Genomic DNA, 25,334 nt, shown 5'->3' with positions numbered 1-25,334 from the left:
GCGGAGCAATGTTTTCGCAGGTCAGTCGCGGTCGGCGAGAGTTACCTCGACGCCGCCAACCAGGTCGCTGCAGAGGTTATAGATGAACGATCCGATCGTGACGAGTGCCGTGAAAAGCACCATGTTCGCGATACCGATCAGCGCGGCGTAGCCGAACACCTGGCCGGCCGTCACCAGACCGTCGGAGCCGCCGTCGGCAACGATGTCGGTGAACGCGTTGTTCAGGCGATCCCAGACGCCCATGCCGTCGAGAACGACGTAGAGCAGTCCGACGGCCACCATCCATACGAAGAACAGCGATACCGAGATCACGGACGTGATCTTGAGCGTGGACCACGGGTCGATACGACGGATCTGGACCGTTGCGCGCAGTGGCGCACCGTCCACGACCGAAGCCGATACGGCGTGAGTTTTCTCACCCTTCACCGCAGCAGGCAACGGATGCTTGGCCTCGGAGAGGTCAGGCATGTCCTTCGGCAGATCCTTGCGATCGATGTGCCGAGTCGGCCCGTCGATCGCGGCGGCTTTTGCTTTCGGATTAGCGACGGTGGGATTGGCGACCGTGGCATTTGCAGCCTTGGGATTTGCGCCCGAGGGTGCAACAGCCTTGGCTGCCGCTGCGCCGGCGACGCCACCGGTAGCTGCGGCAGCTGCCGTTCCTGTCACGACAGGACGCGCCGACGGGTTGCCGGCAGGACGACCTGTCTGTGCACCCGCAGCAGGGCGACCCGCCTGCGGCTGTCCCTTCGGCGCACCACCCTGTGCGGGGGTTTTGGCCGGACCACCCTGTACCGGACCACCCTGTGCCGGGCCTGCCGCTGCAGGACGCTGCGGACCCGCAGGCGGCTTACCCCCAGCAGGAGCTGCCGGTCGACCCGCAGGAGCACCAGCGCCGGCCGGGCGCGTGATGTTGGTCTGCGGCTGACTTTGCGGAACCTGATTCTGCGGTGCCGGAGCCTTGCCCGCCGGGGCCTTGGACGCCGGATTCTGAGCAGCGGGGTTCTGAGCTGGCTGCCCCTGAGGCTGGCCTGACGGCTGGGGTCCCCGTTGCCACGGCGGTGCCTGGCTGCCACGAGCCTGATTGGCGACCGGTTGCGGCGGAGCCTGACCATCACCCTTCGCCGGGGTTACCGGCGCAGCCGGAGCCACAGAAGGAGCGGAAGGAGCCTGACCCTTGGCCGCACCCGCGGCGTCGGGAGCCGCAGCCGCCGGTTTCTGGGCCGAATCCGACGGGCCGCGAGACGGCTCCGGTGCCTTGGGCGCCGGAGCTGCCTCGGAAGCTTTGGGTCCGCCGTCCGCTGGAGCTGCAGGTTTCGAGGTCTGCGGCCCCGCCGGAGCAGTTGCCTGCTCCGGCTTCGGTGGCGTCGAACCTGAAGTGCTTTCACTCTTCTGGTCACTGCCCGGCTGGTTGGGAGTGCTCACTAGGACTCCTTAGCTCCATCGGCATTGTCTGCGTTGTCGGTGGTCTCTGCAGCGAGCTCTTCGGGCTCGTCGGCGTTGCGCGCAATCGCGAGCAGTGTGTCGCCTTCGCCGAGGTTCATCAGACGCACGCCCTTGGTCTGGCGTCCCGCCTTACGAACCTGCTTGGCAGCCGTCCTGATGACACCGCCGCCCGAGGTGATCGCGTACAGCTCGTCGTCGTCGTCGACGATGAGCGCACCGACCAGAGTGCCACGTTTCTTGTCGTACTGAATCGTGAGCACGCCCTTGCCGCCGCGACCCTGCACCGGGTAATCCTCCATGCCGGTTCGCTTGGAGTAACCGCCCGACGTGGCGACCAGGAGGAACGTTCCTTCACGAACGACGTTGAGCGAGAGCAGCTCGTCGTCACCGTTGAAACGCATGCCCTGGACACCGGACGTGGCGCGGCCCATCGGACGCAGTGCCTCGTCGGTGGCCGAGAAGCGGATCGACTGGCCCTGTGCCGAGACCAGGAGCAGGTCGTCGTCGGCGGAGCAGAGAACAGCGCCGACCAGTTCGTCTTCACCGCGCAGGTTGATGGCGACGATGCCACCACTGCGGTTGGAGTCGAAGTCGGTGAGCTTGGACTTCTTGACCAGACCGTTGCGTGTGGCGAGCACCAGGTATGGCGCGTCTTCGTACGTCTTGATCTGGATGACGGACTGGATGCGCTCGTCCGGCTGGAAGGCCAGGAGGTTGGCAACGTGCTGACCGCGAGCGGTACGGCTCGCCTCGGGCAGCTCGTAAGCCTTCGCGCGGTAGACGCGGCCCTTCGTGGTGAAGAACAGCAGCCAGTCGTGCGTCGAGGTGACGAAGAAGTGCGAGACGATGTCGTCCTGCTTGAGGCCGGCACCCTGAACACCCTTGCCGCCGCGCTTCTGCGATCGGTAGAGATCAGTCTTGGTGCGCTTGGCGTAACCGGTCTCGGTGATCGTGACGACGACGTCTTCGCGGGCGATCAGATCCTCGTCGTTGACGTCTCCGTCGGCGGCGATGATGCGGGTACGACGGTCGTCGCCGTACTTGTCGACGATTTCCTTGAGCTCGTCACGAACGATCGCGCGCTGACGCTCCGGGCGAGCCAGAATGTCTTCGAGGTCCGCGATTTCGAGTTCGATCTCGGCCAACTCGTCGACGATCTTCTGACGCTCGAGGGCGGCCAGACGACGCAGCTGCATGCCGAGGATGGCGTCGGCCTGGATCTCGTCGACGTCGAGGAGTTCCATCAATCCGGCGCGAGCGATGTCGACGGTCTGCGACGCACGAATCAAGGCGATGACCTCGTCCAGAGCGTCGAGGGCCTTGACCAGACCGCGCAGGATGTGGGCGCGCTCTTGTGCCTTGCGAAGCAGGTACCTGGTACGACGAACGATGACCTCGAGCTGATGCGTCGTGTACAGACGGATCATCTGGTCGAGGCGCAGCGTGCGCGGCACTCCGTCGACGATGGAGAGCATGTTGCAGCCGAAGCTGGTCTGCAGCTGGGTGTGCTTGTAAAGGTTGTTCAGCACGACCTTGGCAACGGCGTCACGCTTGACGGTGACGACGATGCGCATGCCGACGCGGTCCGAGGACTCGTCGTGGATGTCGGAGATGCCACCGATCTTCGCGTCACGAACCTGCTCCGCGATGGAGGTGATCAGGTTGTCCGGGTTGACCTGGTAGGGCAGCTCGGTGATGACGATCGTGGTGCGGCCCTTGGCATCTTCTTCGATCTCGACGACGCCGCGCATACGGACGGAGCCACGGCCGGTGGTGTAGGCATCCTGGATGCCCTGTCCACCGACGATGAGCCCGTGCGTCGGGAAGTCGGGTCCCTTGATGCGCTCCATGACGGCCGCGAGGGTGGCTTCCTCGTCCGCCTCGAAGTTCTCGAGCGCCCAGTAGATGGCCTCGGCAACTTCACGCAGGTTGTGCGGCGGAATGTTGGTGGCCATACCGACGGCGATGCCGTTGGAACCGTTGATCAGAAGGTTCGGGATACGGCTGGGCAGAACCGTCGGTTCCTGCGTCTTGCCGTCGTAGTTCGGGGTGAAATCGACTGTCTCGTGGTCGATTTCGCGCAGCATTTCCATCGCGAGCGGCGTGAGCCTGCACTCGGTGTAACGCATGGCGGCTGCGCCGTCGTTGCCGCGGGATCCGAAGTTTCCCTGACCGTCGACGAGCGGGTAACGGAGCGACCACGGCTGGGCCATACGGACCAACGTGTCGTAGATCGAGGAGTCGCCGTGGGGGTGGTAGTTACCCATGGTCTCGGCGACCGGTCGGGCAGACTTCACGTATCCGCGGTCTGGGCGATATCCGTTGTCGTACATCGCGTAGAGCACGCGGCGGTGCACCGGCTTGAGTCCGTCGCGGACATCCGGCAGAGCGCGACCGACGATGACGCTCATGGCGTAGTCGATGTAGCTGTTCTGCATTTCCTGCTGGATGTCGACCGGTTCGATCCGGTCGTGTTGCGGACCGTCCGGTGGCAACGTGGTGTCGGTCATGAGCTCACTTTCTTAAAAGAGGGGGCAAGCCCCTGTGCGCGGAAAAGGAGTCCGGGGACTCCGCAACCGCTCACAGGGCCGCAGGCCTACACGTCGAGGAAACGAACGTCCCGGGCATTGCGGGTGATGAAGCTGCGTCGTGCTTCGACGTCTTCGCCCATCAGCACGCTGAACAGCTCGTCGGCAGCAGCCGCATCGTCGAGCGTGACGAGACGCAGAACGCGCACCGTCGGGTCCATCGTGGTTTCCCACAGCTCCTTGGCGTTCATCTCGCCGAGGCCTTTGTAGCGCTGGATGCCGTCGTCCTTGTTGATCTTCTTGCCGGACTCGAGGCCTGCCTTGACCATCGCGTCGCGCTCGCGGTCGGAGTACGCGAACTCCGGTTGCGCACCCTTCTGCCACTTGAGCTTGTACAGCGGCGGCTGCGCGAGGTAGACCTTGCCGTGCTCGACGAGCGGCCGCATGAAGCGGAACAGCAGCGTGAGCAGCAGCGTTGCGATGTGCTGACCGTCGACGTCGGCGTCGGCCATGAGCACGATCTTGTGATAGCGCAGCTTGGCGATGTCGAACTCGTCGTGGATGCCCGTGCCGAACGCGGTGATGATCGACTGGACTTCGGTGTTCTTGAGGACGCGATCGATACGCGCCTTCTCGACGTTGATGATCTTTCCGCGAAGCGGGAGGATCGCCTGGTACATCGAGTCTCGGCCGGACTTGGCCGAGCCGCCTGCGGAGTCGCCCTCCACGATGTAGATCTCGGACTTCTCCGGATCGTTGGAGCGGCAATCGGCGAGCTTGCCTGGCAGGCCACCGAGGTCGGTCGCACTCTTACGACGGACCAGCTCACGCGCCTTACGCGCGGCGACGCGGGCCTGCGCCGACGAAACAGCCTTGTTCACAATGGTTTTCGCGTCGGCGGGGTTCGCCTCGAACCAGTGCGCGAGGTGCTCGTTGCACGCCTTCTGCACGAAGGACTTGACCTCGGTGTTGCCGAGCTTGGTCTTGGTCTGACCCTCGAACTGGGGTTCACCGACCTTCACCGAGATGATGGCCGCGAGTCCTTCACGGATGTCGTCACCGGTGAGCTTGGGATCCTTGTCCTTGAGCAGCTTCTTTTCGAGCGCGTACTTGTTGACCGTTGCGGTCAGTGCGGCGCGGAAGCCCTCTTCGTGGGTACCACCCTCGTGGGTGTTGATCGTGTTGGCGAAGGTGTGCACGGACTCCGAGTAGCCGGAGTTCCACTGCATTGCGACCTCGAGCTCGTGGCCGGTGCCCTTGGCGGTGAATCCCACGACCGAGTTGTGGATCGGGGTCTTGCTCTTGTTGATGTGCCGAACGTAGTCCTCGAGTCCACCGGGGTAGTGGTAGATACGGGTCTTGGACTTACGCGGCGCTGCCTGAGCAGCTTCTTCGGCTTCTTCGGCAGCAGACTTGGGAGCCTCGGCTACCTCGGCAGCTTCGTCGTCGATGACCTCGGCGCGCTCGTCGGTCAGCGTGATGGTCAGGCCCTTGTTGAGGAAGGCCATTTCCTGCAGACGACGCGCAACGGTCTCGAAGTTGTAGCGGGTGGTCTCGAAGATCTCGGGATCAGCCCAGAAACTGACGGTGGTGCCGGTCTCCTTCGTCGGGTCGCCCTGTACGAGCTCTCCCGGCTTGGAATCGGTGTACGTCTGCTGCCACCGGTAGCCGTCGACCTTGATGTCGACGTCGAGCCGGGTGGAGAGCGCGTTGACCACCGAGATACCGACGCCGTGCAGACCACCTGAGACGGCGTAGGAGTCGGAGTCGAACTTGCCGCCGGCGTGCAGCTGGGTCAGCACGACCTCGACGGTGGGTACTCCGGAGGCGTGCATGCCGACCGGGATGCCACGGCCGTCGTCGATGACGCGGATTCCGCCGTCTTCGAGGAGGGTGACCTCGACCTTGGTGGCGTGTCCGGCCATCGCCTCGTCGACCGAGTTGTCGACGACCTCCCAAATGAGGTGGTGCAGGCCGCGTTCACCGGTGGAACCGATGTACATGCCTGGACGCTTACGTACCGCCTCGAGTCCTTCGAGGACGGTGATGGACGACGCGTTGTAGTCCTTGCTGGAAGTGCTTGTATCTGACTTCTGGGCAGCCACGGGTGGGTAGCTCTCCTTCTCCGTCAATACTCGAGCGCAGCCGTCAGCAAGCCCTTGCGGGTGTCGTCGGAGCGGGTTCGAGAATGTTGCCGCTAGTTACCGTTGACCATCTTACTGGTAAGCACCGACTAGAAGCGGCCAATGACACCCCTGGCTGCGCCGCAGACGAATTTTTACGATCCCCTGAAGGTGAAACGCTAGGAACTTTGCTTCTCCGAGCGACGCTCTCTCAGGCTCGCGATAAATGCCCGCGCATGTTCGGCAACCTCGCCCGGATGTGAAAACGGCGACCAGTGTCCCGCGGCAATTTCACGTCGCTGCAGGTCGGAGACCCATTTTTCGGTGTCTTCGTATCCCACCGGGCGAACGGCTTTGTCGTACTTGTTCAGAATGAGCTGAACAGGCACGTCCGTGTACCGATCCCGCGGCTTGCCGAGAGACGGCCGGATGTTCGCGCGATAAAGCTTGAGTCCGTTCACCATGTCGTCGGCGATGGTGGGCGCGGTGTTGACCACACGGGGGTCCAGACCGTCGAAGAAGCCCAGAAATGCCGGCCAGTGCTTGGAGAACCACAGACGCAACGGGAGGGTGCACAGCCCGGGAATCTGGAACAGAACGGTGTAGGCCGACGCAATTCCCTGCGCCGCTGGGCCGAGGAAACGACGCTTGGACACGCTCGCCCGGATCCACTTGCCGAGATGATCGAGATTGGGGCCCGAGATGGACGAGAACGACGCGATCTTCTCTTCGGCACCCGGCTCGCAGACCGCTTCCCACGTTTCCACGGATCCCCAGTCATGTGCCAGGACGTGCACCGGCTTGCCCGGGCTGACCGCGTCGATGACGGCAAAAAGATCGCCGGCCAGTGCGCTCAGTTGGTAGTCCTGCACCCTCGAGGGGATCGTGCTCTCACCGGCCCCGCGGCTGTCGTAGCTGACGACGCGGAAGTCGTCTGCCAGCAAAGGCACGATGCGGTTCCACAATTCATGGGTGTCGGGCCAACCATGCACCAGGACGATGGTCTCGCCGTCTGCCTTGCCCTGCTCGAACACTGCCAGGCTGACGGAACCGTTGGTCACGCGACGCGCGGTAACGGCATGGACAGGAGAGTGCTTCGACATTGTCGAACCCTTCGGAGTCGGGAATATCTAGAGATCGAGAACGAGACGTCCACCGTCGGAACGGGATACGCAGATGAGCATCTCCGTTTCCTGTTCGGTGTCGGTCAGACGCCTTTCGCGGTGATCGGGCTTGCCCGCGAGTACCTTCACGCGACAGGTTCCGCAGAAACCCTGCTGACACGAGTACCCGACACCGGGCAATGTCTTCTTGATGACGTCGAGCGCGGACTCGTCGGCGGGCACGGTGAGCACCTGTCCCGAATTGACCAGCTGCACTTCGAATTCCTTGCCGTCGATCACCGGCGGAGCCCCGAACCGCTCGAAATGCAAAGCGGTGGAGGGTGTATCGCGGAATCCGCGGCGAACGGCGTCGAGCATCGGCGTCGGGCCGCAGCAGTACACGGCGCCGCCGACTGGTGCTCGCCCGAGAAGGTCTGCGGTGGTGGGTAATCCGAACTCGTCGTCCGGGCGCACGAAGACTCGCTCAGGTTCCCAGCTCGCGATCTCGTCGAGGAACGGCATGGATTCACGAGAGCGGCCCGAGTACACGAAGTACCAGTCCATCCCCAATTCTCTTGCCGCACGGACCATTGCGATGATCGGCGTGATACCGATGCCGCCGGCAACAAACAACGCACTGCCTTCACCCACAAAGGGAAATCCGTTGCGAGGGCCGCGTACCGTGACGTGCTCACCCGGCTGGAGAGCGTGCATCTCGATGGAACCGCCACCGCCGTCGGGGATCCGACGAACTGCGACGCTGTATCCCGTGCGATCGGCAGGGTCGCCGCACAGCGAATACTGACGCCGCAGACCCGAAGGTAGATGGAAGTCCAGGTGCGAACCCGGGTGCCACGGCGGAATCGGTGAACCGTCGGCGGATTCGAAGCGCAGGCGAACGACGTTCTCGTCGGTCGCCACCACCTCACGCGTACTGACCACCATGTTCATGGCCGTGTCGGGGTTGTGGCCCGCGATCTCGGGGTTGTAGTCGTAGGCCGTCAACACCCGAAGGTACTTGTCCGCCAACAACTCCGTGATGCGCATGGCACGGTCGGGACGGTTCTTTCCGGACAAATCGGGAGGCGCCGGAAAACGCGGCAACCCGTCGTGCCCGGAGATGACGTCCTTGACCCTCGAGAGTGAAATCACCGTGCAGCCGCCTGAGCTGCGGGTGACGACGCCAGGTACTGCACCGCCTGGGCGGTCGAGCCCTCGTTACTGGGGTGATAGGACTTGCTGAAGTACGTCGACATCCGCTTGACCAGCTCGAACGACGTGGGAACTGTGCCACGCTTTCCGGCCGCGATGAAATCGGACAGGTGGGGTCGTCGACGGCTGGGAGCCTGAGCGGCAAGCTCGGGATCGTTGCGCATCAAGAACCGGGTACCGCGAATCCACAGCCACACGATTGCGGGCGTGACGAGGATCTGGGTACGGATCCGGCGGGTCTCACGCTTGTCGAAGTAGCGCATCACGTCGTACGCGACGGCGCGGTGTTCGACTTCTTCGGCGCCGTGCCAGCGAAGAAGATCAAGCATGGTCGGGTGCATGCCGGCTTTGTCGAGCCCCTTGGCGTTGAGCACCCAGTCGCCGAGGAAAGCAGTGATGTGCTCGATGGCCGCGATGATCGCCAAGCGCTCCACCAGGTGATTCTCGGCGCGCAGACCAGTCATCGGGCGCGGTCCGAGCAGTTTCGAGAATGCCCACTCCATCTGCTGGGTGTACGGCGTCGGATCCAGGCCGTTTTCCTTCAGATGGACGAGGACACCCGAGTGCGCGTTGGAGTGCATCGCCTCTTGGCCGATGAATCCGACGACGTCTTCACGGAGTTTCTCGTCCTCGATCAGAGGAAGAGCTTCTTTGAAAGTCTCGACAAACCACTCCTCACCGGCGGGGAGGAGAAGGTGAAGCACGTTGAGAACGTGTGTGCTGAACGGATCGCCCGGAATCCAGTGCATGGGCAGATCGGACCAGTCGAACTCGACATTGCGAGCCTGCAACAGGATGTGATCCGGCTCGGCGAACGACGAAGCGGGTGTCGATATCTTCTGCGACATCTAGCTACTCCTTCATGCCTGCCGATCGGTAGGGAACGACAGCCTTGTGACACAGTTCACTCACTAGCGAGTTTTAACTGTAACACGAAGTAATAGGTAGAACCAGGTCCTGGTTGAGTTTTCCTCAGCCGTACGTATCGCGAGGTCCGCGGCCTTTCACATGCCTTTCACCCTTGCGCCAGCTAGGCGCACTCGGACCGGTGATGCGCAGTGTCTTCACGACGCCGTCACCGACGGCAGCAGCGATCTTGGCCAGAATCTGGGACTGCATCATGCGCAACTGGGTAGCCCAAGCCGTCGACTCGGCGGAGATGCTGAGAACACCTTCTTTCAGAGAGATCGGCTCGGCGTGCGCGGAGATGTCTTCTCCGACGACCTGCGGCCACCGACCGAGAACCGTGCCCTCGGACACCTTGGGGGACCACCCACGCGACTTGGAGATAGCGCTGGTGAGAGCACCGAACGGCTGAGGGTCCCGCGCATCCGGGCCGGGGCCGGACCAACCGCTGCGTCGACGCGGGCGGCCACTTCCGTATTTGGGCGACGAGCGCCCCTGCCCGACGGCCTTGCCGTTGGCTTTGGCTGTCGCGCGTGCCTCCTCGAGGGCACGGCGCGCCAGATCGATCCCCTTGAGCTCGGGCTCCGGGGCCGCGCTGCTGTCTTCAGTCATCGAACTCGACCTCCTGATCCGTCGAGCCTACGGGCACTATCCGGGATATCCGACCGTCTCCGGTATCGGAGGCTTCGACGCCGAACTTGGCCGCCTCGAGTTCGTCCGGTACATCCTCGGGAACGGCGGCCGTGATCAGCACCTGTTCTGCGGTTGCCGCAACGGTGGCGAGCGCACGACGCCGACGACGGTCCAATTCCGCGAATACGTCGTCGAGCATCAGGACCGGGTCGCTGCCGTCCGCGCGCAACAGGGCAAAACCTGCCAGTCTCAGCGAAAGCGCGAACGACCACGATTCACCATGACTGGCAAAGCCTTTCGCCGGACTGTCGCCGAGAACCAGCTCCAGGTCGTCCCGATGCGGACCGACCAGACACACTCCGCGATCGATTTCCTTCGACCTCATCTGTGCCAACTCGAGATGGAATCTCTCCTCGAGGTATGCAACGTCGTCGATTCCGGAAATCCTTGCAGGATCGGTGAATTCGGGATCCAACGACGAACCCAGGCTGCTCTTGTATCGAATCGACGCCGGCCGGGATTCGGGTGCGATGGAACGATACGACTCCGCCAGGTGGGGCGCCAGATCATGGACCAACTCGAGGCGCCCGGCCAACAATTGTGCGCCGTGAGCGGCCAGATGCCCGTCCCACACCTCGAGGGTTGAGAGGACGTTGTCGGACTCGCCACCACGAGAACCGCGACGCAAAGCCGCACCAGCAGTTTTGAGTAGGGCTGAGCGCTGACGCAGCACTTTTTCGTAATCCGCACGGACAGCAGCCATTCGGGGTATCCGCGACGTCAACAACTCGTCGAGATAGCGTCGACGATCGCCAGGATCTCCGCGAACCAACGACAGGTCTTCCGGCGCGAACATCACCGACTGCAGAATTCCCAGTACTTCCCGCGGACGACGCGTCGGCGACTGATTTATCCTGGCGCGGTTGGACTTTCCCTCGATCAGTTCGACGTCGATGGTCAGTTCGCGCCCATTGTTGACCACAGTTGCACCCGCAAAAGCACTGGCGGAACCGCTGCGGATCATCGGTGCATCCGTGGACACTCGATGAGAGGACAGCGTGGACAGATACCCCAGTGACTCGAGGACGTTGGTTTTACCGTGCCCGTTCGAACCGAGGAAGACAGTTGTTCCCGGCGTAAGGTCCAGCGTCAGCGAATCCCAGGATCGGAAGTCCCGCAGCGAAAATCTACGAACGAACACTTAGCTTCCAGAAGCCGAATTCTTGGGCGAAGCGCTCTTGACCGCGTGACCACCGAACTGATTACGCAAGGCCGACACCGCCTTCATGGCCGGTGAATCATCCTGTCGTGAAGCAAATCTCGCGAACAGAGCAGCGGAGATGACGGGAGCGGGGACAGCGTGCTTGATAGCTTCCTCTACCGTCCAGCGGCCCTCACCGGAATCCTCGGTATAGCCCGTGATCTGCGCAAGCTCCGGATCCTCCTCGAGGGCGTCGACAAGCAGATCGAGCAACCACGAACGTACGACGGTTCCCTTCGACCAAGCTCGGAGCACGCCCGGAACGTCCGCGATCAGGCTTTCCGCCTCGAGGAGCTCGTACCCCTCGGCATACGCCTGCATCAGGCCGTATTCGATGCCGTTGTGCACCATCTTCGCGTAATGACCAGCACCGACGGGGCCGGCGTGGACAAAGCCGTCTGCAGCGTCGCCGTCGGGGCGAAGGGCGTCGAAGATCGGCATTGCCTTCGCCACGTCGGGCTCGGATCCGCCAACCATCAGGCCGTAGCCGTTCTCACGGCCCCAGATGCCACCGGAGACACCGCAGTCGAGGAAACCGATCCCACGGGCGCCCAGAAGCTCGGCATGGACAGCATCGTCGGTGTAACGCGAGTTCCCACCGTCGATGACCAGATCGCCACCCTCGAGGGCATCAGCCAGCTCGGCAATGGTGCTCTGGGTGATTTCACCGGCCGGAACCATCACCCAGACGACTCGAGGTCCCTCGAGGGAAGCAGCGAGTTCGGCAAGTGACCCGACATCGGTGACTTCCGGTCGAGGGTCGTATCCGATCACCTCGAGGCCATGCGCGCGCAAGCGCTCACGCATGTTGAAACCCATCTTGCCGAGACCTACGAGTCCGATCTTCATACTGTTCTCCCTGGTCAGGCGCGAACTGAAGTGCGGGGTACCACTCAGCCCGGGAGGCGAACCGGCATCAGCAGGTACGTGTACTCGCTCGAGGGCGCAGCGAAGTTACCGGACTCGTCTGCCGTGGGCTCTTCCTCGGCCGCGGGGCGAAGAACAGCCGGACGGCTGGGAGTGGTGAAGCCGAACAGAACGTTTTCGCTGTGAAGCGAGTTCAACCCGTCGATCAGGTAACCGGGGTTGAACGCAATGGTGAGTGCTTCGCCCTGGAACGACGCGTTGAGTGTCTCTTCTGCGCGGCCGGCGTCGTCGCCACCCGCAGAGAGGAGCAGACCGTCAGCGGAGAACTGCATGCGAACCTGTGCGCCGCGCTCGGCGACGAGTGCTACACGCTTGATGGCCTCGATGAGAGGCGTGACCTCGACCGTTGCCATCGCGGTGTGCTGAGCAGGCAGCAACTGACGGAACTTCGGGAACTCGGCGTCGAGGAGGCGCGTCGTGGTGCGGCGTCCGTCGTTGACGATGCCGAGGAGTCCGTCGTTTCCGATGGTCGTACCAGAACCGAGAGCCAACTCGACCGGCGAATTTGCATTGCCGGCAAGCGTTTTCGCGGACTCGGACAGAGTCTTCGCAGGGATGAGAACAGCAGCCTGGACGTCAGGGTTTGCCGGAGTCCACTCGAGTTCACGAACGGCGAGACGGAAGCGGTCGGTAGCGGCGAGGACGATCGAATTCTGTTCGATCTCGACACGGATACCCGTGAGCATCGGAAGGGTGTCGTCCTTGCCCGCTGCAACGGCTACCTGGCTGATGGCTTCGGAGAACAGGTCGACGGGAATGGACCCGGACTGCTGCGGAAGCGTCGGAAGCTGGGGGTAGTCCTCGACCGGCATCGTGGGCAGGGAGAACTTGGCGCTTCCGCACGAGATGAGCACGCGCGTGCCCTCGAGGGTCACATCGACCGGCTTGTTGGGAAGCGATTTGGTGATATCGGCAAGGAGGCGTCCGGAGACGAGTGCCTGACCTGCAGTGGTGACATCTGCCGAGACGCGGACCTGCGCAGATACCTCGTAGTCGAACCCGGAAACGGTGAGGCCGGCTTCGGTTGCGTCGAGAAGAACTCCGCCGAGAACCGGCACAGGCGGCCTCGAGGGCAGGCTACGAGCAACCCACGCTACTGAATCAGCGAACTCTTCCCGGGAAACGCGAAACTTCAGGCTTCCAAGCTCCATCGCCGGGTTATTCCTCTCGGTAGGCATGTTCGTCTGCTGCGGATCTGCATCAGCTCACTTGAAGTCTGACACAGACCAAGCGATGCCCACCGTATGCCCTCGAGGGCGCAAGTGGAAAGCCGAAGCCGGGACGAGCGCAGCCTGAGGCGAGGTTCTCAACAGGAGTTGTCCCCAGAACTATTTTCAAAGAGCTTTTCCTAGGAAATTCTCAGTAGTAGTAATAAGTCCTGTGCAATCTGTGGAGCAACGGTTGTCGACGCTGGTAGGTCCCCTCGAGGGCCTGTGCACTTCTCGAGGACAGACTCGAGGACCAATCGACCCCCTCTGTGCACTCTCTGAAAGTTTTCGGATTCCTCCTCGAGAACTCCACAGACTTTCGGAGTTATCAACACAGTTATCCACAGATGTGAATACTTTTCACAAGAAACGAAGAGTTTGTTCTCATCGGCGTGTCCGACTCCGGCGTGTCGTCCCTCGAGGTGGACAACCGCCCTCGAGGGGACCGCACGTGGAACCCTTCGAATACACCGATGCCGCTCGAGGGAACCTCTGCCTCGAGCGGCATCGATCGAAATAAGTGCAGGTCAGCGCTTGGAGCGCTGCTTGATCCTTGCGGTCAACTCCTGAACCTGGTCGTACACCTTGCGGCGTTCCGTCATTTCCTTACGGATCTTCTTGTCGGCGTACATGACCGTCGTGTGGTCACGGCCGAACGTCTGACCGATCTTCGGCAATGACAAATCAGTGAGCTCACGGCACAAATACATCGAGATCTGGCGGGCCTGAGCGAGCGGCCGGGCCTTACCCGGCCCACACAGGTCGTCGATCGACATGTTGAAGTATTCGGCCGTCACCGCCATGATCGTCGCCGCGTTGATCTCGAGGCTCGACGAATCGGGCATCAGATCGCGCAGGACCACCTCGGCCAACGTCAGATCCAACGGCTGGCGGTTGAGCGAGGCAAAAGCGGTGACGCGGATCAACGCGCCCTCGAGTTCACGAATGTTGCGCTCGATACGGCTGGCGATCAGCTCGAGGACGTCGTGCGGGACCTCGAGGCGATCCATCCTCGCCTTCTTGCTCAGAATCGCGATACGCGTCTCGAGCTCAGGCGGCTGAACGTCGGTGATCAGGCCCCATTCGAAGCGCGTCCGCAGACGCTCCTCGAGGGTTGCCAACTGCTTGGGCGGACGGTCCGAGGAGACGACGATCTGCTTGTTCGCGTTGTGCAAGGTGTTGAAGGTATGGAAGAACTCCTCCTGGATACCTTCCTTGCCTTCGATGAACTGGATGTCGTCGACCAGCAGGACGTCCGTTTCCCGGTATCGACGTTTGAACGCGACCTTGCGGTCGTCACGAAGACTGTTGATGAAGTCGTTGGTGAATTCTTCGGTCGAGACGTACTTGACCCGCATGCCGGGGAACAGTCGCTGTGCGTAGTGGCCGGCGGCGTGAAGAAGGTGCGTCTTGCCCAGGCCCGAAGCTCCCCAGATGAACAAGGGGTTGTACGCACGCGCCGGCGCCTCCGCGATCGCGACGGCAGCGGCATGAGCGAATCGGTTGGACGATCCGATCACAAAAGTGTCGAAGGTGTACTTCGCGTTGAGACTGTTCGCGCCGGACCCAGAAGCAGAAGGAGTAGCGGGCGGCTTCGTGAAGTACGACGGCCACGATTCGTGAACGCTCGCGAGTGCTTCGCGGTCGTCGTCGACTTCTTCGGTCTCGGCAGTCTCGGAGTCCGAAGGTTCTCCGTCGCCTTCGGTGAATCTGCGCCGACGGTATGCGCCCGATGAGTTGACCGACTCGAACTGACGGCTGCCCGTGCGCTCCTCGACCGGTTCGGCGGGTGCGTCGGCATCGTCTTCGAGTGCGATGCGGACACCGAGTCCCTCGACCTGGCCGCCGAGGTGGCGTCCGAGTGCCTGCAGGATCGGCTCGCGTAGATCGCGCTCTATCGTCTCTTGAGCAAATGGCGATGGAACCGAGAGGAGTGCAAAACCCTGAGCAAGTGTGAGAGGCCTCACCAGACGGACAAATGCCTTCTGCTTGCTGCTCAAAGCCGGAAGATTACTTCCGGGGTCATCACTCGTGAGTTCTGCAACCACGTCGACCCAGACCCGTGCGAGCGCGTTGGGATCGTCGTTCACGTGGTTCCTTCCCGTGTTTCGCCGACAGTGGGTGTGCTGCAGCTGCCGAGCGTATGGCTGCGGCGTCGAATGATTCGGTGGATTACCACCCGGGGTGAGAACCCCGTAACAGGCTACGAATATGCCACCTGGGCTGTGTTTCCACACAATTATCCACAGATGTGGACAAACCTGCACTGAGTCGGTTTTTTCGTCAACCAAATTCGTCAAAGTGATCGAGAAATTGATCTACCTGCAACTTTGTCGGAACTCGAGGCGTTCGCCACTTGGTGTCGGGGATGCGTCAACACTCACAGCCCTGTGGATGAATGTGGAAACTCGGGATTCGGGGTCGCGTCCGGCGCTCGTGCCCGTATGTGCTGATGAGGCCTTGTCGAGAGCATGCGCCGGTGGAACTGTCCGGGTTGCCTTCGGGTCACCTGCAGTCCGTAGCGGAACTGTTGCCAAGGTCACACTTGCCGCCTCGCTCGAGGTCACGGCCGTATGCACACCGCGAATGGAATCTGCGGAATTGTGTAAGTATCGGCGTGTCGCCGTGGTTGCCGCGGGAGGGCTCCGAATCGGGCTGGTTTGACCTTGGCAACGGTGGTAAGTAACCTCGAACGGTCACCCGCTGGTGGTGATCGCTTCGTGCTGGCTACATATGTCAGGTCGGATCGGTCTTCCAAGCCACAACGAGTGAAGTTGATTGTTCTGTACCTGTTGGATCCAAAGGCGCCGTAAGGCGTCGATCACTGAATGACGCCGGGAGGCGTCAATGAACTTCGAGGAGTGTTGACCGTGGCCAAGGGCAAGCGGACGTTCCAGCCGAATAATCGCCGCCGCGCGCGTGTTCACGGCTTCCGTCTTCGTATGCGTACCCGTGCGGGTCGTGCAATCGTTTCGGCGCGTCGCCGTAAGGGCCGCGATTCCCTCACCGCCTGATCTGATTTCGAGTTCAGGAGCTCGGGGTGTTGCCTGAGCCGTCTCGGTTGCGTCGCCACGCGGATTTCTCCGTGGCGGTGCGACGCGGGCGTCGTATGGGAAGACGCGACCTTGTCGTGCACGCGTTCGATCGCGAGCAAGTAGAGGCGCTGGTAGTAACAAATCACGGTCCCCGTTTCGGGCTGATCGTGAGCAAGGCTGTCGGGCCGGCGGTGATTCGACATCGAGTCGCACGCCGGCTTCGTCATATCTGTGCAGATTTCGTCGGGCAGGTTTCGCCGGAGACGGACGTGGTTATCCGCGCACTTCCGGGCGCAGCTACCGCCAGTTCAGCCGAACTGGCCAAGCAGTTGCGTGGGGGCCTGACCAAAATGAACCTATTGGTGTCGGTAAGTGAAGAGCCATGAGTACTCCGCTCTCTGAGCAGATCGAGACTCCCAGAGCCTCCCGTGTCATCACGGTGTTGAAGGCTGTGCGTCGCGCTCCCGCCACTGTTCTCATCTTCTGTATCGAGTTGTACCGGACGTATGTGTCGCCCTTGAGGATGCCGACCTGCCGGTTCACCCCTACCTGCAGTGAATACGCGGTCGAAGCGCTGCGCACTCACGGGGCGATCAAAGGCCTTTTCTTGACTGTGGTGCGGTTGGCGAAGTGTGCCCCCTGGCATTCTGGAGGGTGGGACCCTGTCCCTGCCCGTCGTGACCGTGATGCGGGTAGCCGCCATAGCTGTCCGGAAGCACGCGCAGCGTGTCACAGTCCGACGGACGAACAGAGGAGTACTTAGAGCCGTGCTCAATTTCATTTACTATCCGGTATCCGCGATTCTGTGGGTCTGGCACAAGGTCTTCGGGTTCATTCTCGGCCCGGACAACGGAATAGCCTGGGCGCTCTCCGTGGTGTTCCTGGTGTTCACCTTGCGTGCGGTTCTGTACAAGCCGTTCGTGAAGCAGGTCCGCACGACCCGCCAGATGCAGGAACTGCAGCCGCAGATCAAGGCATTGCAGAAGAAGTATTCGGGCGACCGTCAGCGCCAGGCCGTCGAGATGCAGAAGCTCCAGAAGGAGCACGGATTCAACCCGATCATGGGCTGTCTCCCGGTCTTGGCTCAGGCTCCGGTGTTCATCGGTCTGTTCCACGTCCTGCGCTCGTTCAACCGCACCGGTACCGGCATGGGCCAGCTGGGCATGAGCGCCGAGGACAACCTCAACACCCCGAACTACGTCTTCTCGGCCACTGACGTCCAGTCGTTCCTGGATGCTCGTCTGTTCGGCGCGCCCATCTCGGCCGCGATCACGACGCCGGTTGCGCAGCTTCAGGCTTATGTCACCGAGAACGTTCCCGAGCTTCCGTCACGCCTGAACATCATTCTCGTGGCCGCTCCGTTGATGATCATTGCCAGCATCGCGACCCACTTCAACTCACGCGCTTCGGTTGCCCGTCAGAGCGAAGCAGCTGCCGCGAACCCGCAGTCCGCGATCATGAACAAGCTCGCGCTGTACGTCTTCCCGCTCGGCGTTCTGGTCGGTGGACCGTTCCTTCCGATCGCGATCCTCCTGTACTGGGTGTCGAACAACATCTGGACCTACGGTCAGCAGCACCTCGTCTTCCGCAAGATCGATGCCGAAGAAGAAGCGAAGAAGCAGGAAGCGATCACTCGCCGCAACGACAATGCGCCCAAGCCCGGTGCCCGTCCCGATCCCGGTAAGAAGAAGGGATCTCCGGCTGCGCTGAAGACCGCGGATTCAGCCGACGACGACGGTGACGCCCCGGAAGTTTCGCTCAAGAAGCCTCAGCCGAAGCCCTCGGGCTCCAGTGGTGGTTCTACGTCGAAACCGAAACAGAACCGGCCACAGAGCAACCGCGGCAACTCCCCCAAGCGCAATAAACGGCGCTGATCCAGGAAAGAGAACGACCAATGTCCAGTGAAGCTGACATCGTTGTGGATGGAGAGAACGCAGACGTGAGCACCGAGACCACTGCGCCGGTTACCGATGTGGATGTAGACATCGACGATTCCGATGACGATTTGATCGAAGAGGGCGAGATCGCCGGCGACTACCTCGAGCAGTTGCTCGACGTGCTCGATTTCGACGGAGACATCGACCTTGACGTCGAGGGCGATCGGGCGATCGTCAGCATCGACGGCGGCGATGACCTGACCAAGCTCGTGGGACGCAAGGGTGAGGTTCTGGATGCTCTCCAGGAGCTGACTCGTCTGGCAGTTCAGCAGTCGACAGGCGAGCGCAGCCGCTTGATGCTCGACATCGCCGGCTGGCGTGCGGGCCGGCGCGAGGCACTCAGTGCTCTCGGTGCGGAAGCTGCACAGCGTGTTCTCGAGACCGGCGAACGCGAAGAGCTTGCTCCGATGACGCCGTTCGAACGCAAGATCGTTCACGACGCCGTCGCCAAGGTCGCCGGTGTTTCCAGCGAGAGCGAAGGCGCTGAGCCGTCTCGTCGAGTGGTTGTCCTCAAGGACTGACATCCCCCCCTGATCGAATGCGGGCCCCGGATTTTCCGGGGCCCGCTTTTGTGTCCGAGAGGTGTTTCACGTGAAACCGAATCCGGCAGCACGGTGAAGGTCAGGTGCCTATCGTTGTCGACATGTCCTATCTCTATTTCGGAACCTGTCGTCAATGAAGCGTCGTGAAGGGAAGCAATGGTGCTGATACGACCCGCGACGCGGGCCGAGTTGGAAGAGCCCGTGGGGTTCGCGATGAACGATCCGGTCGGGTTCGTCGACGCTGACTCGCTCCGGGAAGAGGTGGCGGCCGGACGGCTTCGTCCGGAATGGAGTTGGTTCGCCGTTGACGGCTCCAGGATCGTCGCGCGTGCGCTGTGGTGGGGGCGTGAGGACAGTGAGCGTCCGCTCGCCCCTGATCTCCTACACGTGCTGGCAGACGTGCCGGATCGTGCTGCGCTTGCCTCCGAACTCATGTCGCGGGCGCACACCGAGTTCCACGCGAAACCTGAGTATGTGCTGGTCGTGCCGACCGCCGGGCAGGACGCGGATCCCGCCGTCGCAGACGCCGTGTCCTGGCGTCGCGAGGCGGCCCAGGCGGCCGGACTGACCGAGATGATCGAGCGGCTGCGTTTCGAGTGGACGCCTGCGGCCGGTGTGCCCGCCCCCTCCGAGCGTCTGATGTTCCGTCCCGCCTCGGATGATGAGTTCCTCGCGGTGTTCCAGCGGGTCGCTGTCGGTAGCCTGGACGTCGCCACGCAACGAGGCATTGCGGCCACAGACATTGTCAGCCAGGCCCGGGACGATCTCGAGTTCTACCGGTCGTGCCCTGGCGAACGATCGTGGTGGCGGCTGGCGGAGACCATGGACGGGACGCTGGTCGGCTTCGCGATCCCGTCCGCGACGCCCTACCATCGCAACGTCGGATACCTCGGAGTAGTGCCCGAGCTGCGCGGGTGCCGCTACGTGGACGACATCCTCTGCGAGATCACCCGCGTTCACGCAGCCGATGGCGCCAATCGCATCACCGAGACCACGGACGTACCCAACACGCCCATGGCCGCCGCGTTCAAGCGGGCGAACTACCAGGTGACCGAGGTGAGGATGGTGTTCGAGGCCCCGGCGGGCTGAGCCGTGCGTCAACCGGAGGTTCGTCGCCGAATCGCGCCGGCGCGGGCCTTTCTGTTGCCGCTGGGAGTAGTCGCCGTCGTATTCATTCCACTTGCACTGGCATGGGGATCCGGGAGAGCAGTCATGCTCAGCTTCATCATTGCCTTATTGGCTGTCGGCGGCGCACTGTGCACGTTCGGATATTCGATCGACAACACGGCGTACTACATGTGAGCCCCTCCCCTCCCCCAGCCGGAATAGTCAGCCCTTCGTTTCACGTGAAACAGAATCGATGATTGTTGCCCCGAGCTCTCGATCTCCATCCCAGATTGGTAGTGGACGCCTATTGGATGGCGATCACGAGTTCAATGGCTTCTGGTGTGCCGTCGTCAGCGAGTACTCCAACCTGGCGGATGCTGCCGTGAACTAACTCCAGTCCGTCATCGTTTGCTTGCTCGATCATCGCGATCTGTGCGGCTTCTGCGCCTAGATCGCCGAGATCGGAATCGTCGTCGGATGTTTCGAGTATCACAAACAGTTCGTCGCGCGCTGGGAGTGTGCCAGATTCGACGATCGTTCCGGAGATGCCAACTGGCTCGGCGGGGATCTGGGTAGTCGGCCAGCAGAACAGAACTTCGACGACCTCAGCTTCTGCAGTTTGGCGCAGTGTTGTCCACCAGGGACCGGAGATCGTGTGGCCGGCTTCTGTCAGGGCCATTCGCAGGGTCGCCAGGGGCGACTCAACCTGCTCGAGTTCGAGGCTACGGATTTCGTGTTGCAGTCCAACCCAGTGTTGAGCCGGCATGGAACGACGGCGCACGGTGTAGTCGAGTTCAAGTGAGTCGATCAACGCGGACCCTTGCGCCGCGTCAGCATCTTGTCGTGCGCGTTCGTCAGCGACATGTGCTCGGTGCCGTTCGATGAAGGAATTTATGTAGTGCGGGTTGCTCAATGCTTCTGCGACGGTGTCGAGCGCGAGGCCGATGTTGCGGAGTGCCCGGATCGTCGCTGCCTCTCGCAGTTGTCTGGGTGAGTAGGTGCGGTAACCGTTCGCGGTCACTCGTGCGGGTTTGAGTAGATCGATGGCGTCGTAGTGGTGGAGTGCTTTCACTGTGAGTCCAGAGGCGAGGGCGAACTCTCCGATGCGCATCATGTGGTGCCAAGCTCCTTGGATTGATTTCGGTTTCTGGTGCCAAGTCTCCGGTCTCCCGCAACAGGAGAGTCAAGTCGAAGGTTGGGTAGCTCGTGGCAATCGGCGGCGAGACACCGAAACTGTCCGAAGCCGGCCCTTTTCTGAAACTCGCTTTTCGTCGACAATTACCCCTTTTTGGCCATGAATTCCATCCATGTAACTATCCATGGCAGTTTCGTCACTGTGATGATATTGAAAACCGACCTACTATCTGCATGTGACCTTCGGGCTATGTTTCACGTGAAACGGGTCAGAATTGGAAGATTTAACAGCGCAATGTTTCACGTGGAACGTGAATCCCTCCCCTCCCCCACTTGAATTTTGGGCCGAATACTTCCCAAAGAATGAACGAGTCGGCAGACTCACAGCGAGTCGGTGTGCAGAAGCGAACACATGTCGGCTCCAGAGCGGATAATGATTTCGGTCTTGATTGTTGATTTCGCGGTTTACGCGGGAGGATGTTTCACGTGGAACAGAATGGTGCGGCGTCGGTTGACTGGGACGAACAAGAGACTGCGCGCGCAGTGTTCGGTGACAGATATGAAATCGCGGAACGGTACTACCAATCCCTTGCAACGGATGGTGTCGAGCGCGGGCTCATTGGTCCCCGTGAGGTTCCCCGACTGTGGGAGCGTCACCTTCTCAATTGCGCAGTGATCGGTGAACTGATCGCCGAAGGTGAGTCGGTTGTGGACGTAGGAAGCGGTGCCGGCCTACCCGGAATCCCTCTCGCGATCGCCCGCCCGGACTTGAAGGTGACTCTCGTCGAACCGTTGCTTCGACGCTCTGTGTACCTCGCGGAGTTCATCGAGTCCAACGGATTGGACGTATTGGTTGTCCGAGGGCGAGCCGAGGAATCGGGTGTTGTGAAGGAAGCGGGCGGTGCGGACGTGGTCACTTCGCGGGCCGTGGCGCCTCTGGAGAAGCTCGCACGTTGGTCCCTCCCACTCATTCACGAGCACGGCCGGATGTTGGCACTCAAGGGTTCGAGCGCCGCCGAGGAGATCGAGCGGGACCGTACGGCGCTCACCAAATTGGGCGCAGGTAAGTTGGAAATACTCGAATGTGGAGCCAAGATTCTCCGCACCCCCACCGTGGTGGTGAAGGCCGAACGTCTCCCGAAGCGTCGCCAGCGTTGATGATTTACACGCATGCAATCGAGAGCAATGTACAGATGATGAGAGCACCTAGTGATCGATTCCCAATCGAAGGAGCAGTCAATGTCGGGTCGATCTGAATCCGCCGTTTCACGTGAAACACCGAAGCAGCACACGGGCGCGGGTGCGGATCAGATCGTCAACGACGACGACGACAATTTCACCGCCCCCTACGCGGCGATCTCCTCGGAGGAGACTCCCATCGGGGCGGCCGCGCATCGAGCGAGCCAGGTGCTTCACCCCCATTCGGTGACGCTGCCGAAGCCGGCGTTCCGCCGCGTGATCACCATCGCGAACCAGAAGGGCGGCGTCGGTAAGACAACGACCACGGTGAACCTTGCGTCGGCGCTCGCTCTTCAAGGGCTCACTGTCCTCGTGGTCGATTTGGACCCTCAGGGCAACGCCAGCACGGCTCTGGGCGTCGTCCATACCTCGGGCACCCCCTCCAGTTACGAGTTGCTCATAGGCGAAGTGAAGGCCCCGGAGGCGATCCAGACCAGCCCGCACAGTGAGCGCCTTCTCTGCATCCCGGCAACGATCGATCTGGCGGGCGCCGAGATCGAATTGGTCTCCATGGTTGCCCGCGAGAATCGACTCAAAGGCGCGCTCAACGACAAGGTGCTCGCAGAGCTCGACGTCGACTTCGTCCTCATCGACTGCCCGCCCTCGCTGGGGCTGCTGACCGTCAACGCGATGGTCGCTGCCAAGGAAGTCCTGATCCCGATCCAGTGCGAGTACTACGCCCTCGAGGGGGTCGGTCAGTTGCTCCGCAACATCGAACTCGTCCAGGCTCATCTGAATCCGGATCTGCATGTCTCCACCGTCCTTCTGACGATGTACGACGGGCGCACCAAGCTGGCCGACCAGGTCGCCGAAGAAGTACGCAAGCACTTCGGCGAGGCCGTACTGCGCGCTGTGATTCCCCGCAGTGTGAAGGTTTCCGAGGCTCCCGGATACGGAATGACAGTTCTCGATTACGACCCCGGTTCACGCGGCGCCATGAGTTACCTCGACGCCGGACGCGAACTTGCCGCCCGCTCTGCCACCACGACGACCCAGGAGCAGTGAGATGAGTCAAGCACGCAAAGGTGGATTGGGCCGCGGCTTGGCTGCTCTCATCCCCACTGGGCCGGCCACGGCACCGGGTTTGGGATCGGCTGCAGCGGACGTCGTAATCGGCGTCGACAAGCGCAACCCCTCCCCTCCCCCACCGACGAAGGCAGCTCCGAAAACGCCGAAAGCCACCAAGGCGACGGCTGCGAAGGCTCCGGTGGAAGCTGAGCCGGAGACCGAACTCGAGCCGACCGGCGCGGTCTATCTCGAGATCGAACCGAGCCTGATCGAGACGAACCCGAAGCAGCCTCGCAGCGTTTTCGACGAGGAAGCGCTCGCGGAGTTGGTTCACTCGATCCGCGAATTCGGCTTGATGCAGCCGATCGTGGTCCGTCGTCACGGTGACAAGTACCAACTTGTCATGGGTGAGCGTCGCTGGCGCGCGAGCCAGGAAGCCGGGCTGGAGAAGATTCCGGCGATCATTCGTGAAACCGATGACGACTCGATGTTGCGCGACGCACTCCTCGAGAACATCCATCGAGTGCAGTTGAACCCCCTCGAGGAGGCAGCGGCGTATCAGCAGTTGCTCGAGGAGTTCGAAGTAACCCACGAAGAATTGGCCAATCGGATCGGACGTTCGCGTCCCGTCGTGACCAACATGATTCGTCTGCTGAAGCTGCCGGTGGCGGTTCAGCGCCGCGTTGCGGCTGGAGTACTTTCGGCCGGCCATGCTCGCGCACTGCTGTCCCTCGAGGCGGGTGCCGACGCTCAGGAAGTCATGGCGGCACGCATCGTCGCCGAAGGAATGTCGGTTCGCGCGACGGAGGAAGCCGTCACTCTTGCCAACCGGGCGGACAATGAGATCGCTCCCCCGCAGAAGCGCAAGCCCATCGTGATGCCGGGTCTGCAGGATGTGGCCGAGCGGTTGTCGGACTCGTTCGACACCCGGGTGACTGTCAGTCTGGGCAAGCGGAAGGGAAAGATTGTGGTCGAATTCGGCTCGGTCGACGACCTACAACGCATCGTCGGAATGATGGAAGCGCAGAAATCGACGTAGTGAACTCGGATGCCCGTTTGGTGACGTAATGACGATGAGCGGGCACACCACCTATTTTCGTCACTGTGACGAATTTAGGTGGTCCGAGCTTCTCGAAATCTTGAACCGGGACGAAAGATGTTGAACAGCAATACATTAGAGCGATCAACTCTCGCGCCACTGCCGACTCGGTACAGCTGGCCTATCCTGGAGAAGAAAAAAGCGGCGGGCGAACATCAAAACCGCTTCGGGGACCTACGGAGAGTGAGTTAGTCAGTGTCGACTCACGTCATCACCTCTCTCACGCTCGACAGCCTCGATCAGCTTTCCGCCCATGCGCGTCGATGCGTGTTCTGGGAGATGGACCCGGGCGCGCTTCACGACGCCCGAGGATTCTGCGATCAGGAATTCGAGAAGGAAGCCTGGCTGTCGATGGTCATGCTCGAGTGGGGTTCGTGCGGACAGGTCGCCGTCCGCGACGGAAAGCCGCTTGGAAGTGCGTTGTACGCCCCTCCCCGCATGATCCCGCGCGCGCAACTGTTTCCGACCAGCCCGGTCAGCTCGGACGCAGTGCTTCTGACAAGCCTTCGCCTCGAGCCCTCGGGCATAGAGGAAGAACTAGGGCCAAGCCTGCTGGCCGCTGTCGTGACAGATCTGGTTCGACGAGGAGTTCGTGCGCTCGAGGCATTCGGTATCCGTAGCGACGACTTGGGACCTGCTTCCGACGTGGCCAGCGCAACGGCCGCTCTGGAATGTTCACCCGCAGAATGCATGATCAGTGCCGAGTTCCTCGAGGATTACGGTTTCGAGGTCGTGGCACCGCACCATCGCTATCCGCGGCTTCGTCTCGAACTCAATCGAGATCACGAATGGAAAGTCGACGTCGAAGAAGCCCTCGACCGTCTACTGAAGGCCGCAGCTCTCGAAATGGTGGAGATCAGCGAGCTCGCCAGAGTGTGAGCAGGTGCCG

23 protein-coding genes are annotated in these 25,334 nt (G+C 61.8%); 11 read left to right on the top strand and 12 right to left on the bottom strand.

Features of this window, described 5'->3' with window-relative positions; translation table 11 throughout:
• Nucleotides 1-21: 21 nt before the first annotated feature.
• The 11 genes from ABX74_RS26930 to dnaA all read right to left on the bottom strand — a co-directional run bounded on the left by ABX74_RS26930 (nt 22) and on the right by dnaA (nt 15,434).
• Nucleotides 22-1,422 carry a DUF3566 domain-containing protein gene (locus ABX74_RS26930; protein ID WP_047890113.1) on the bottom strand — a complete coding sequence of 467 codons (1,401 nt, stop codon included), beginning with the start codon at nt 1,420-1,422 and terminating at the stop codon, nt 22-24.
• On the bottom strand, nt 1,422-3,953 hold the full coding sequence (gyrA, locus tag ABX74_RS26925) for a DNA gyrase subunit A (protein ID WP_019746215.1): 2,532 nt from the start codon (nt 3,951-3,953) through the stop codon (nt 1,422-1,424). The genes ABX74_RS26930 and gyrA overlap by 1 nt, the downstream gene beginning before the upstream one ends.
• A gap of 86 nt (nt 3,954-4,039) precedes the next feature.
• Nucleotides 4,040-6,076: a DNA topoisomerase (ATP-hydrolyzing) subunit B gene (gene gyrB / locus ABX74_RS26920; protein ID WP_003942515.1), complete on the bottom strand. Its 2,037-nt coding sequence runs from the start codon at nt 6,074-6,076 to the stop codon at nt 4,040-4,042.
• A gap of 197 nt (nt 6,077-6,273) precedes the next feature.
• Nucleotides 6,274-7,197: an alpha/beta fold hydrolase gene (locus ABX74_RS26915; protein ID WP_003942581.1), complete on the bottom strand. Its 924-nt coding sequence runs from the start codon at nt 7,195-7,197 to the stop codon at nt 6,274-6,276.
• Nucleotides 7,198-7,224: 27 nt separating this feature from the next.
• On the bottom strand, nt 7,225-8,346 hold the full coding sequence (locus ABX74_RS26910; protein ID WP_024487650.1) for a PDR/VanB family oxidoreductase: 1,122 nt from the start codon (nt 8,344-8,346) through the stop codon (nt 7,225-7,227).
• Nucleotides 8,346-9,257, bottom strand: a complete 912-nt coding sequence (locus ABX74_RS26905; RefSeq protein WP_007729174.1) for a metal-dependent hydrolase — start codon at nt 9,255-9,257, stop codon at nt 8,346-8,348. Before ABX74_RS26905 ends, ABX74_RS26910 begins: the two co-directional genes overlap by 1 nt.
• A 124-nt stretch (nt 9,258-9,381) precedes the next feature.
• The gene (locus ABX74_RS26900; RefSeq protein ID WP_003942471.1) at nt 9,382-9,927 is read right to left on the bottom strand and encodes a DUF721 family protein; all 546 of its coding nucleotides are present in this window, start codon (nt 9,925-9,927) and stop codon (nt 9,382-9,384) included.
• Nucleotides 9,920-11,149, bottom strand: coding sequence for a DNA replication/repair protein RecF (gene recF, locus ABX74_RS26895; protein WP_047890112.1), 1,230 nt, complete (start codon nt 11,147-11,149; stop codon nt 9,920-9,922). The genes ABX74_RS26900 and recF overlap by 8 nt, the downstream gene beginning before the upstream one ends.
• Nucleotides 11,150-12,058, bottom strand: coding sequence for a phosphogluconate dehydrogenase (NAD(+)-dependent, decarboxylating) (gnd, locus tag ABX74_RS26890; protein ID WP_019746211.1), 909 nt, complete (start codon nt 12,056-12,058; stop codon nt 11,150-11,152).
• 44 nt (nt 12,059-12,102) lie between these two features.
• The gene (gene dnaN, locus ABX74_RS26885) at nt 12,103-13,287 is read right to left on the bottom strand and encodes a DNA polymerase III subunit beta (protein ID WP_007729165.1); all 1,185 of its coding nucleotides are present in this window, start codon (nt 13,285-13,287) and stop codon (nt 12,103-12,105) included.
• Between the two features lie 584 nt (nt 13,288-13,871).
• Nucleotides 13,872-15,434 (bottom strand): chromosomal replication initiator protein DnaA, encoded by a 1,563-nt coding sequence (gene dnaA, locus ABX74_RS26880; protein ID WP_003942491.1) that lies wholly within the window; start codon nt 15,432-15,434, stop codon nt 13,872-13,874.
• Between the two features lie 780 nt (nt 15,435-16,214).
• Between dnaA and rpmH the strand changes: the two genes are divergently transcribed.
• From rpmH to ABX74_RS26850, 7 genes are all read left to right on the top strand, one after another.
• Nucleotides 16,215-16,358 carry a 50S ribosomal protein L34 gene (gene rpmH / locus ABX74_RS26875; protein ID WP_003942540.1) on the top strand — a complete coding sequence of 48 codons (144 nt, stop codon included), beginning with the start codon at nt 16,215-16,217 and terminating at the stop codon, nt 16,356-16,358.
• A 26-nt stretch (nt 16,359-16,384) separates the two neighbouring features.
• The gene (gene rnpA, locus ABX74_RS26870; RefSeq protein ID WP_019746209.1) at nt 16,385-16,765 is read left to right on the top strand and encodes a ribonuclease P protein component; all 381 of its coding nucleotides are present in this window, start codon (nt 16,385-16,387) and stop codon (nt 16,763-16,765) included.
• A complete protein-coding gene (gene yidD, locus ABX74_RS30080) occupies nt 16,762-17,142 on the top strand; it encodes a membrane protein insertion efficiency factor YidD (protein WP_007729147.1) in 381 nt (126 codons plus the stop codon). The genes rnpA and yidD overlap by 4 nt, the downstream gene beginning before the upstream one ends.
• Before the next feature lie 4 nt (nt 17,143-17,146).
• Entirely contained in the window at nt 17,147-18,253 is a 1,107-nt protein-coding gene (gene yidC / locus ABX74_RS26865; protein ID WP_019746208.1) for a membrane protein insertase YidC, read from the top strand.
• A gap of 20 nt (nt 18,254-18,273) precedes the next feature.
• The gene (locus ABX74_RS26860) at nt 18,274-18,837 is read left to right on the top strand and encodes a protein jag (RefSeq protein ID WP_003942504.1); all 564 of its coding nucleotides are present in this window, start codon (nt 18,274-18,276) and stop codon (nt 18,835-18,837) included.
• A gap of 177 nt (nt 18,838-19,014) precedes the next feature.
• Nucleotides 19,015-19,947, top strand: coding sequence for an N-acetyltransferase (locus ABX74_RS26855; RefSeq protein ID WP_047890111.1), 933 nt, complete (start codon nt 19,015-19,017; stop codon nt 19,945-19,947).
• A 3-nt stretch (nt 19,948-19,950) separates the two neighbouring features.
• Nucleotides 19,951-20,160, top strand: coding sequence for a hypothetical protein (locus ABX74_RS26850; RefSeq protein ID WP_047890110.1), 210 nt, complete (start codon nt 19,951-19,953; stop codon nt 20,158-20,160).
• A 109-nt stretch (nt 20,161-20,269) separates the two neighbouring features.
• Here the strand turns inward: ABX74_RS26850 and ABX74_RS29740 are convergent, their stop codons facing one another.
• Complete coding sequence (locus tag ABX74_RS29740; RefSeq protein WP_053062084.1) at nt 20,270-21,079, bottom strand: MerR family transcriptional regulator; 810 nt, start codon at nt 21,077-21,079, stop codon at nt 20,270-20,272.
• A gap of 497 nt (nt 21,080-21,576) precedes the next feature.
• Between ABX74_RS29740 and rsmG the strand changes: the two genes are divergently transcribed.
• The 4 genes from rsmG (at nt 21,577) to ABX74_RS26825 (ending at nt 25,324) form a co-directional block, all read left to right on the top strand.
• Nucleotides 21,577-22,257 carry a 16S rRNA (guanine(527)-N(7))-methyltransferase RsmG gene (rsmG, locus tag ABX74_RS26840; protein WP_019746204.1) on the top strand — a complete coding sequence of 227 codons (681 nt, stop codon included), beginning with the start codon at nt 21,577-21,579 and terminating at the stop codon, nt 22,255-22,257.
• Between the two features lie 81 nt (nt 22,258-22,338).
• The gene (locus ABX74_RS26835) at nt 22,339-23,343 is read left to right on the top strand and encodes a ParA family protein (RefSeq protein ID WP_020909862.1); all 1,005 of its coding nucleotides are present in this window, start codon (nt 22,339-22,341) and stop codon (nt 23,341-23,343) included.
• A 1-nt stretch (nt 23,344) separates the two neighbouring features.
• A complete protein-coding gene (locus ABX74_RS26830; protein WP_019746202.1) occupies nt 23,345-24,385 on the top strand; it encodes a ParB/RepB/Spo0J family partition protein in 1,041 nt (346 codons plus the stop codon).
• 255 nt (nt 24,386-24,640) lie between these two features.
• Entirely contained in the window at nt 24,641-25,324 is a 684-nt protein-coding gene (locus ABX74_RS26825) for a hypothetical protein (RefSeq protein ID WP_007729135.1), read from the top strand.
• Nucleotides 25,325-25,334: the final 10 nt, after the last annotated feature.

Origin of the sequence: Rhodococcus sp. ARP2, from assembly GCF_001029585.1 — a bacterium.
GTDB lineage: Bacteria > Actinomycetota > Actinomycetes > Mycobacteriales > Mycobacteriaceae > Rhodococcus_F > Rhodococcus_F erythropolis.
Note: the sequence above shows the minus strand (reverse complement) of the source record. Positions and strands in the feature narration are given on the sequence as shown.

What these genes read in the sequence shown, in the direction of transcription:
- ABX74_RS26915 (WP_003942581.1), bottom strand. Translation starts at nt 7,197, where the DNA reads ATGTCGAAGCACTCTCCTGTCCATGCCGTTACCGCGCGTCGCGTGACC.
- ABX74_RS26855 (WP_047890111.1), top strand. Translation starts at nt 19,015, where the DNA reads ATGGTGCTGATACGACCCGCGACGCGGGCCGAGTTGGAAGAGCCCGTG.
- gyrA (WP_019746215.1), bottom strand. Translation starts at nt 3,953, where the DNA reads ATGACCGACACCACGTTGCCACCGGACGGTCCGCAACACGACCGGATC.
- ABX74_RS26830 (WP_019746202.1), top strand. Translation starts at nt 23,345, where the DNA reads ATGAGTCAAGCACGCAAAGGTGGATTGGGCCGCGGCTTGGCTGCTCTC.
- ABX74_RS26860 (WP_003942504.1), top strand. Translation starts at nt 18,274, where the DNA reads ATGTCCAGTGAAGCTGACATCGTTGTGGATGGAGAGAACGCAGACGTG.
- dnaN (WP_007729165.1), bottom strand. Translation starts at nt 13,287, where the DNA reads ATGGAGCTTGGAAGCCTGAAGTTTCGCGTTTCCCGGGAAGAGTTCGCT.
- yidD (WP_007729147.1), top strand. Translation starts at nt 16,762, where the DNA reads ATGAGTACTCCGCTCTCTGAGCAGATCGAGACTCCCAGAGCCTCCCGT.
- ABX74_RS29740 (WP_053062084.1), bottom strand. Translation starts at nt 21,079, where the DNA reads ATGATGCGCATCGGAGAGTTCGCCCTCGCCTCTGGACTCACAGTGAAA.
- gnd (WP_019746211.1), bottom strand. Translation starts at nt 12,058, where the DNA reads ATGAAGATCGGACTCGTAGGTCTCGGCAAGATGGGTTTCAACATGCGT.
- ABX74_RS26835 (WP_020909862.1), top strand. Translation starts at nt 22,339, where the DNA reads ATGTCGGGTCGATCTGAATCCGCCGTTTCACGTGAAACACCGAAGCAG.
- ABX74_RS26905 (WP_007729174.1), bottom strand. Translation starts at nt 9,257, where the DNA reads ATGTCGCAGAAGATATCGACACCCGCTTCGTCGTTCGCCGAGCCGGAT.
- rsmG (WP_019746204.1), top strand. Translation starts at nt 21,577, where the DNA reads ATGTTTCACGTGGAACAGAATGGTGCGGCGTCGGTTGACTGGGACGAA.
- ABX74_RS26900 (WP_003942471.1), bottom strand. Translation starts at nt 9,927, where the DNA reads ATGACTGAAGACAGCAGCGCGGCCCCGGAGCCCGAGCTCAAGGGGATC.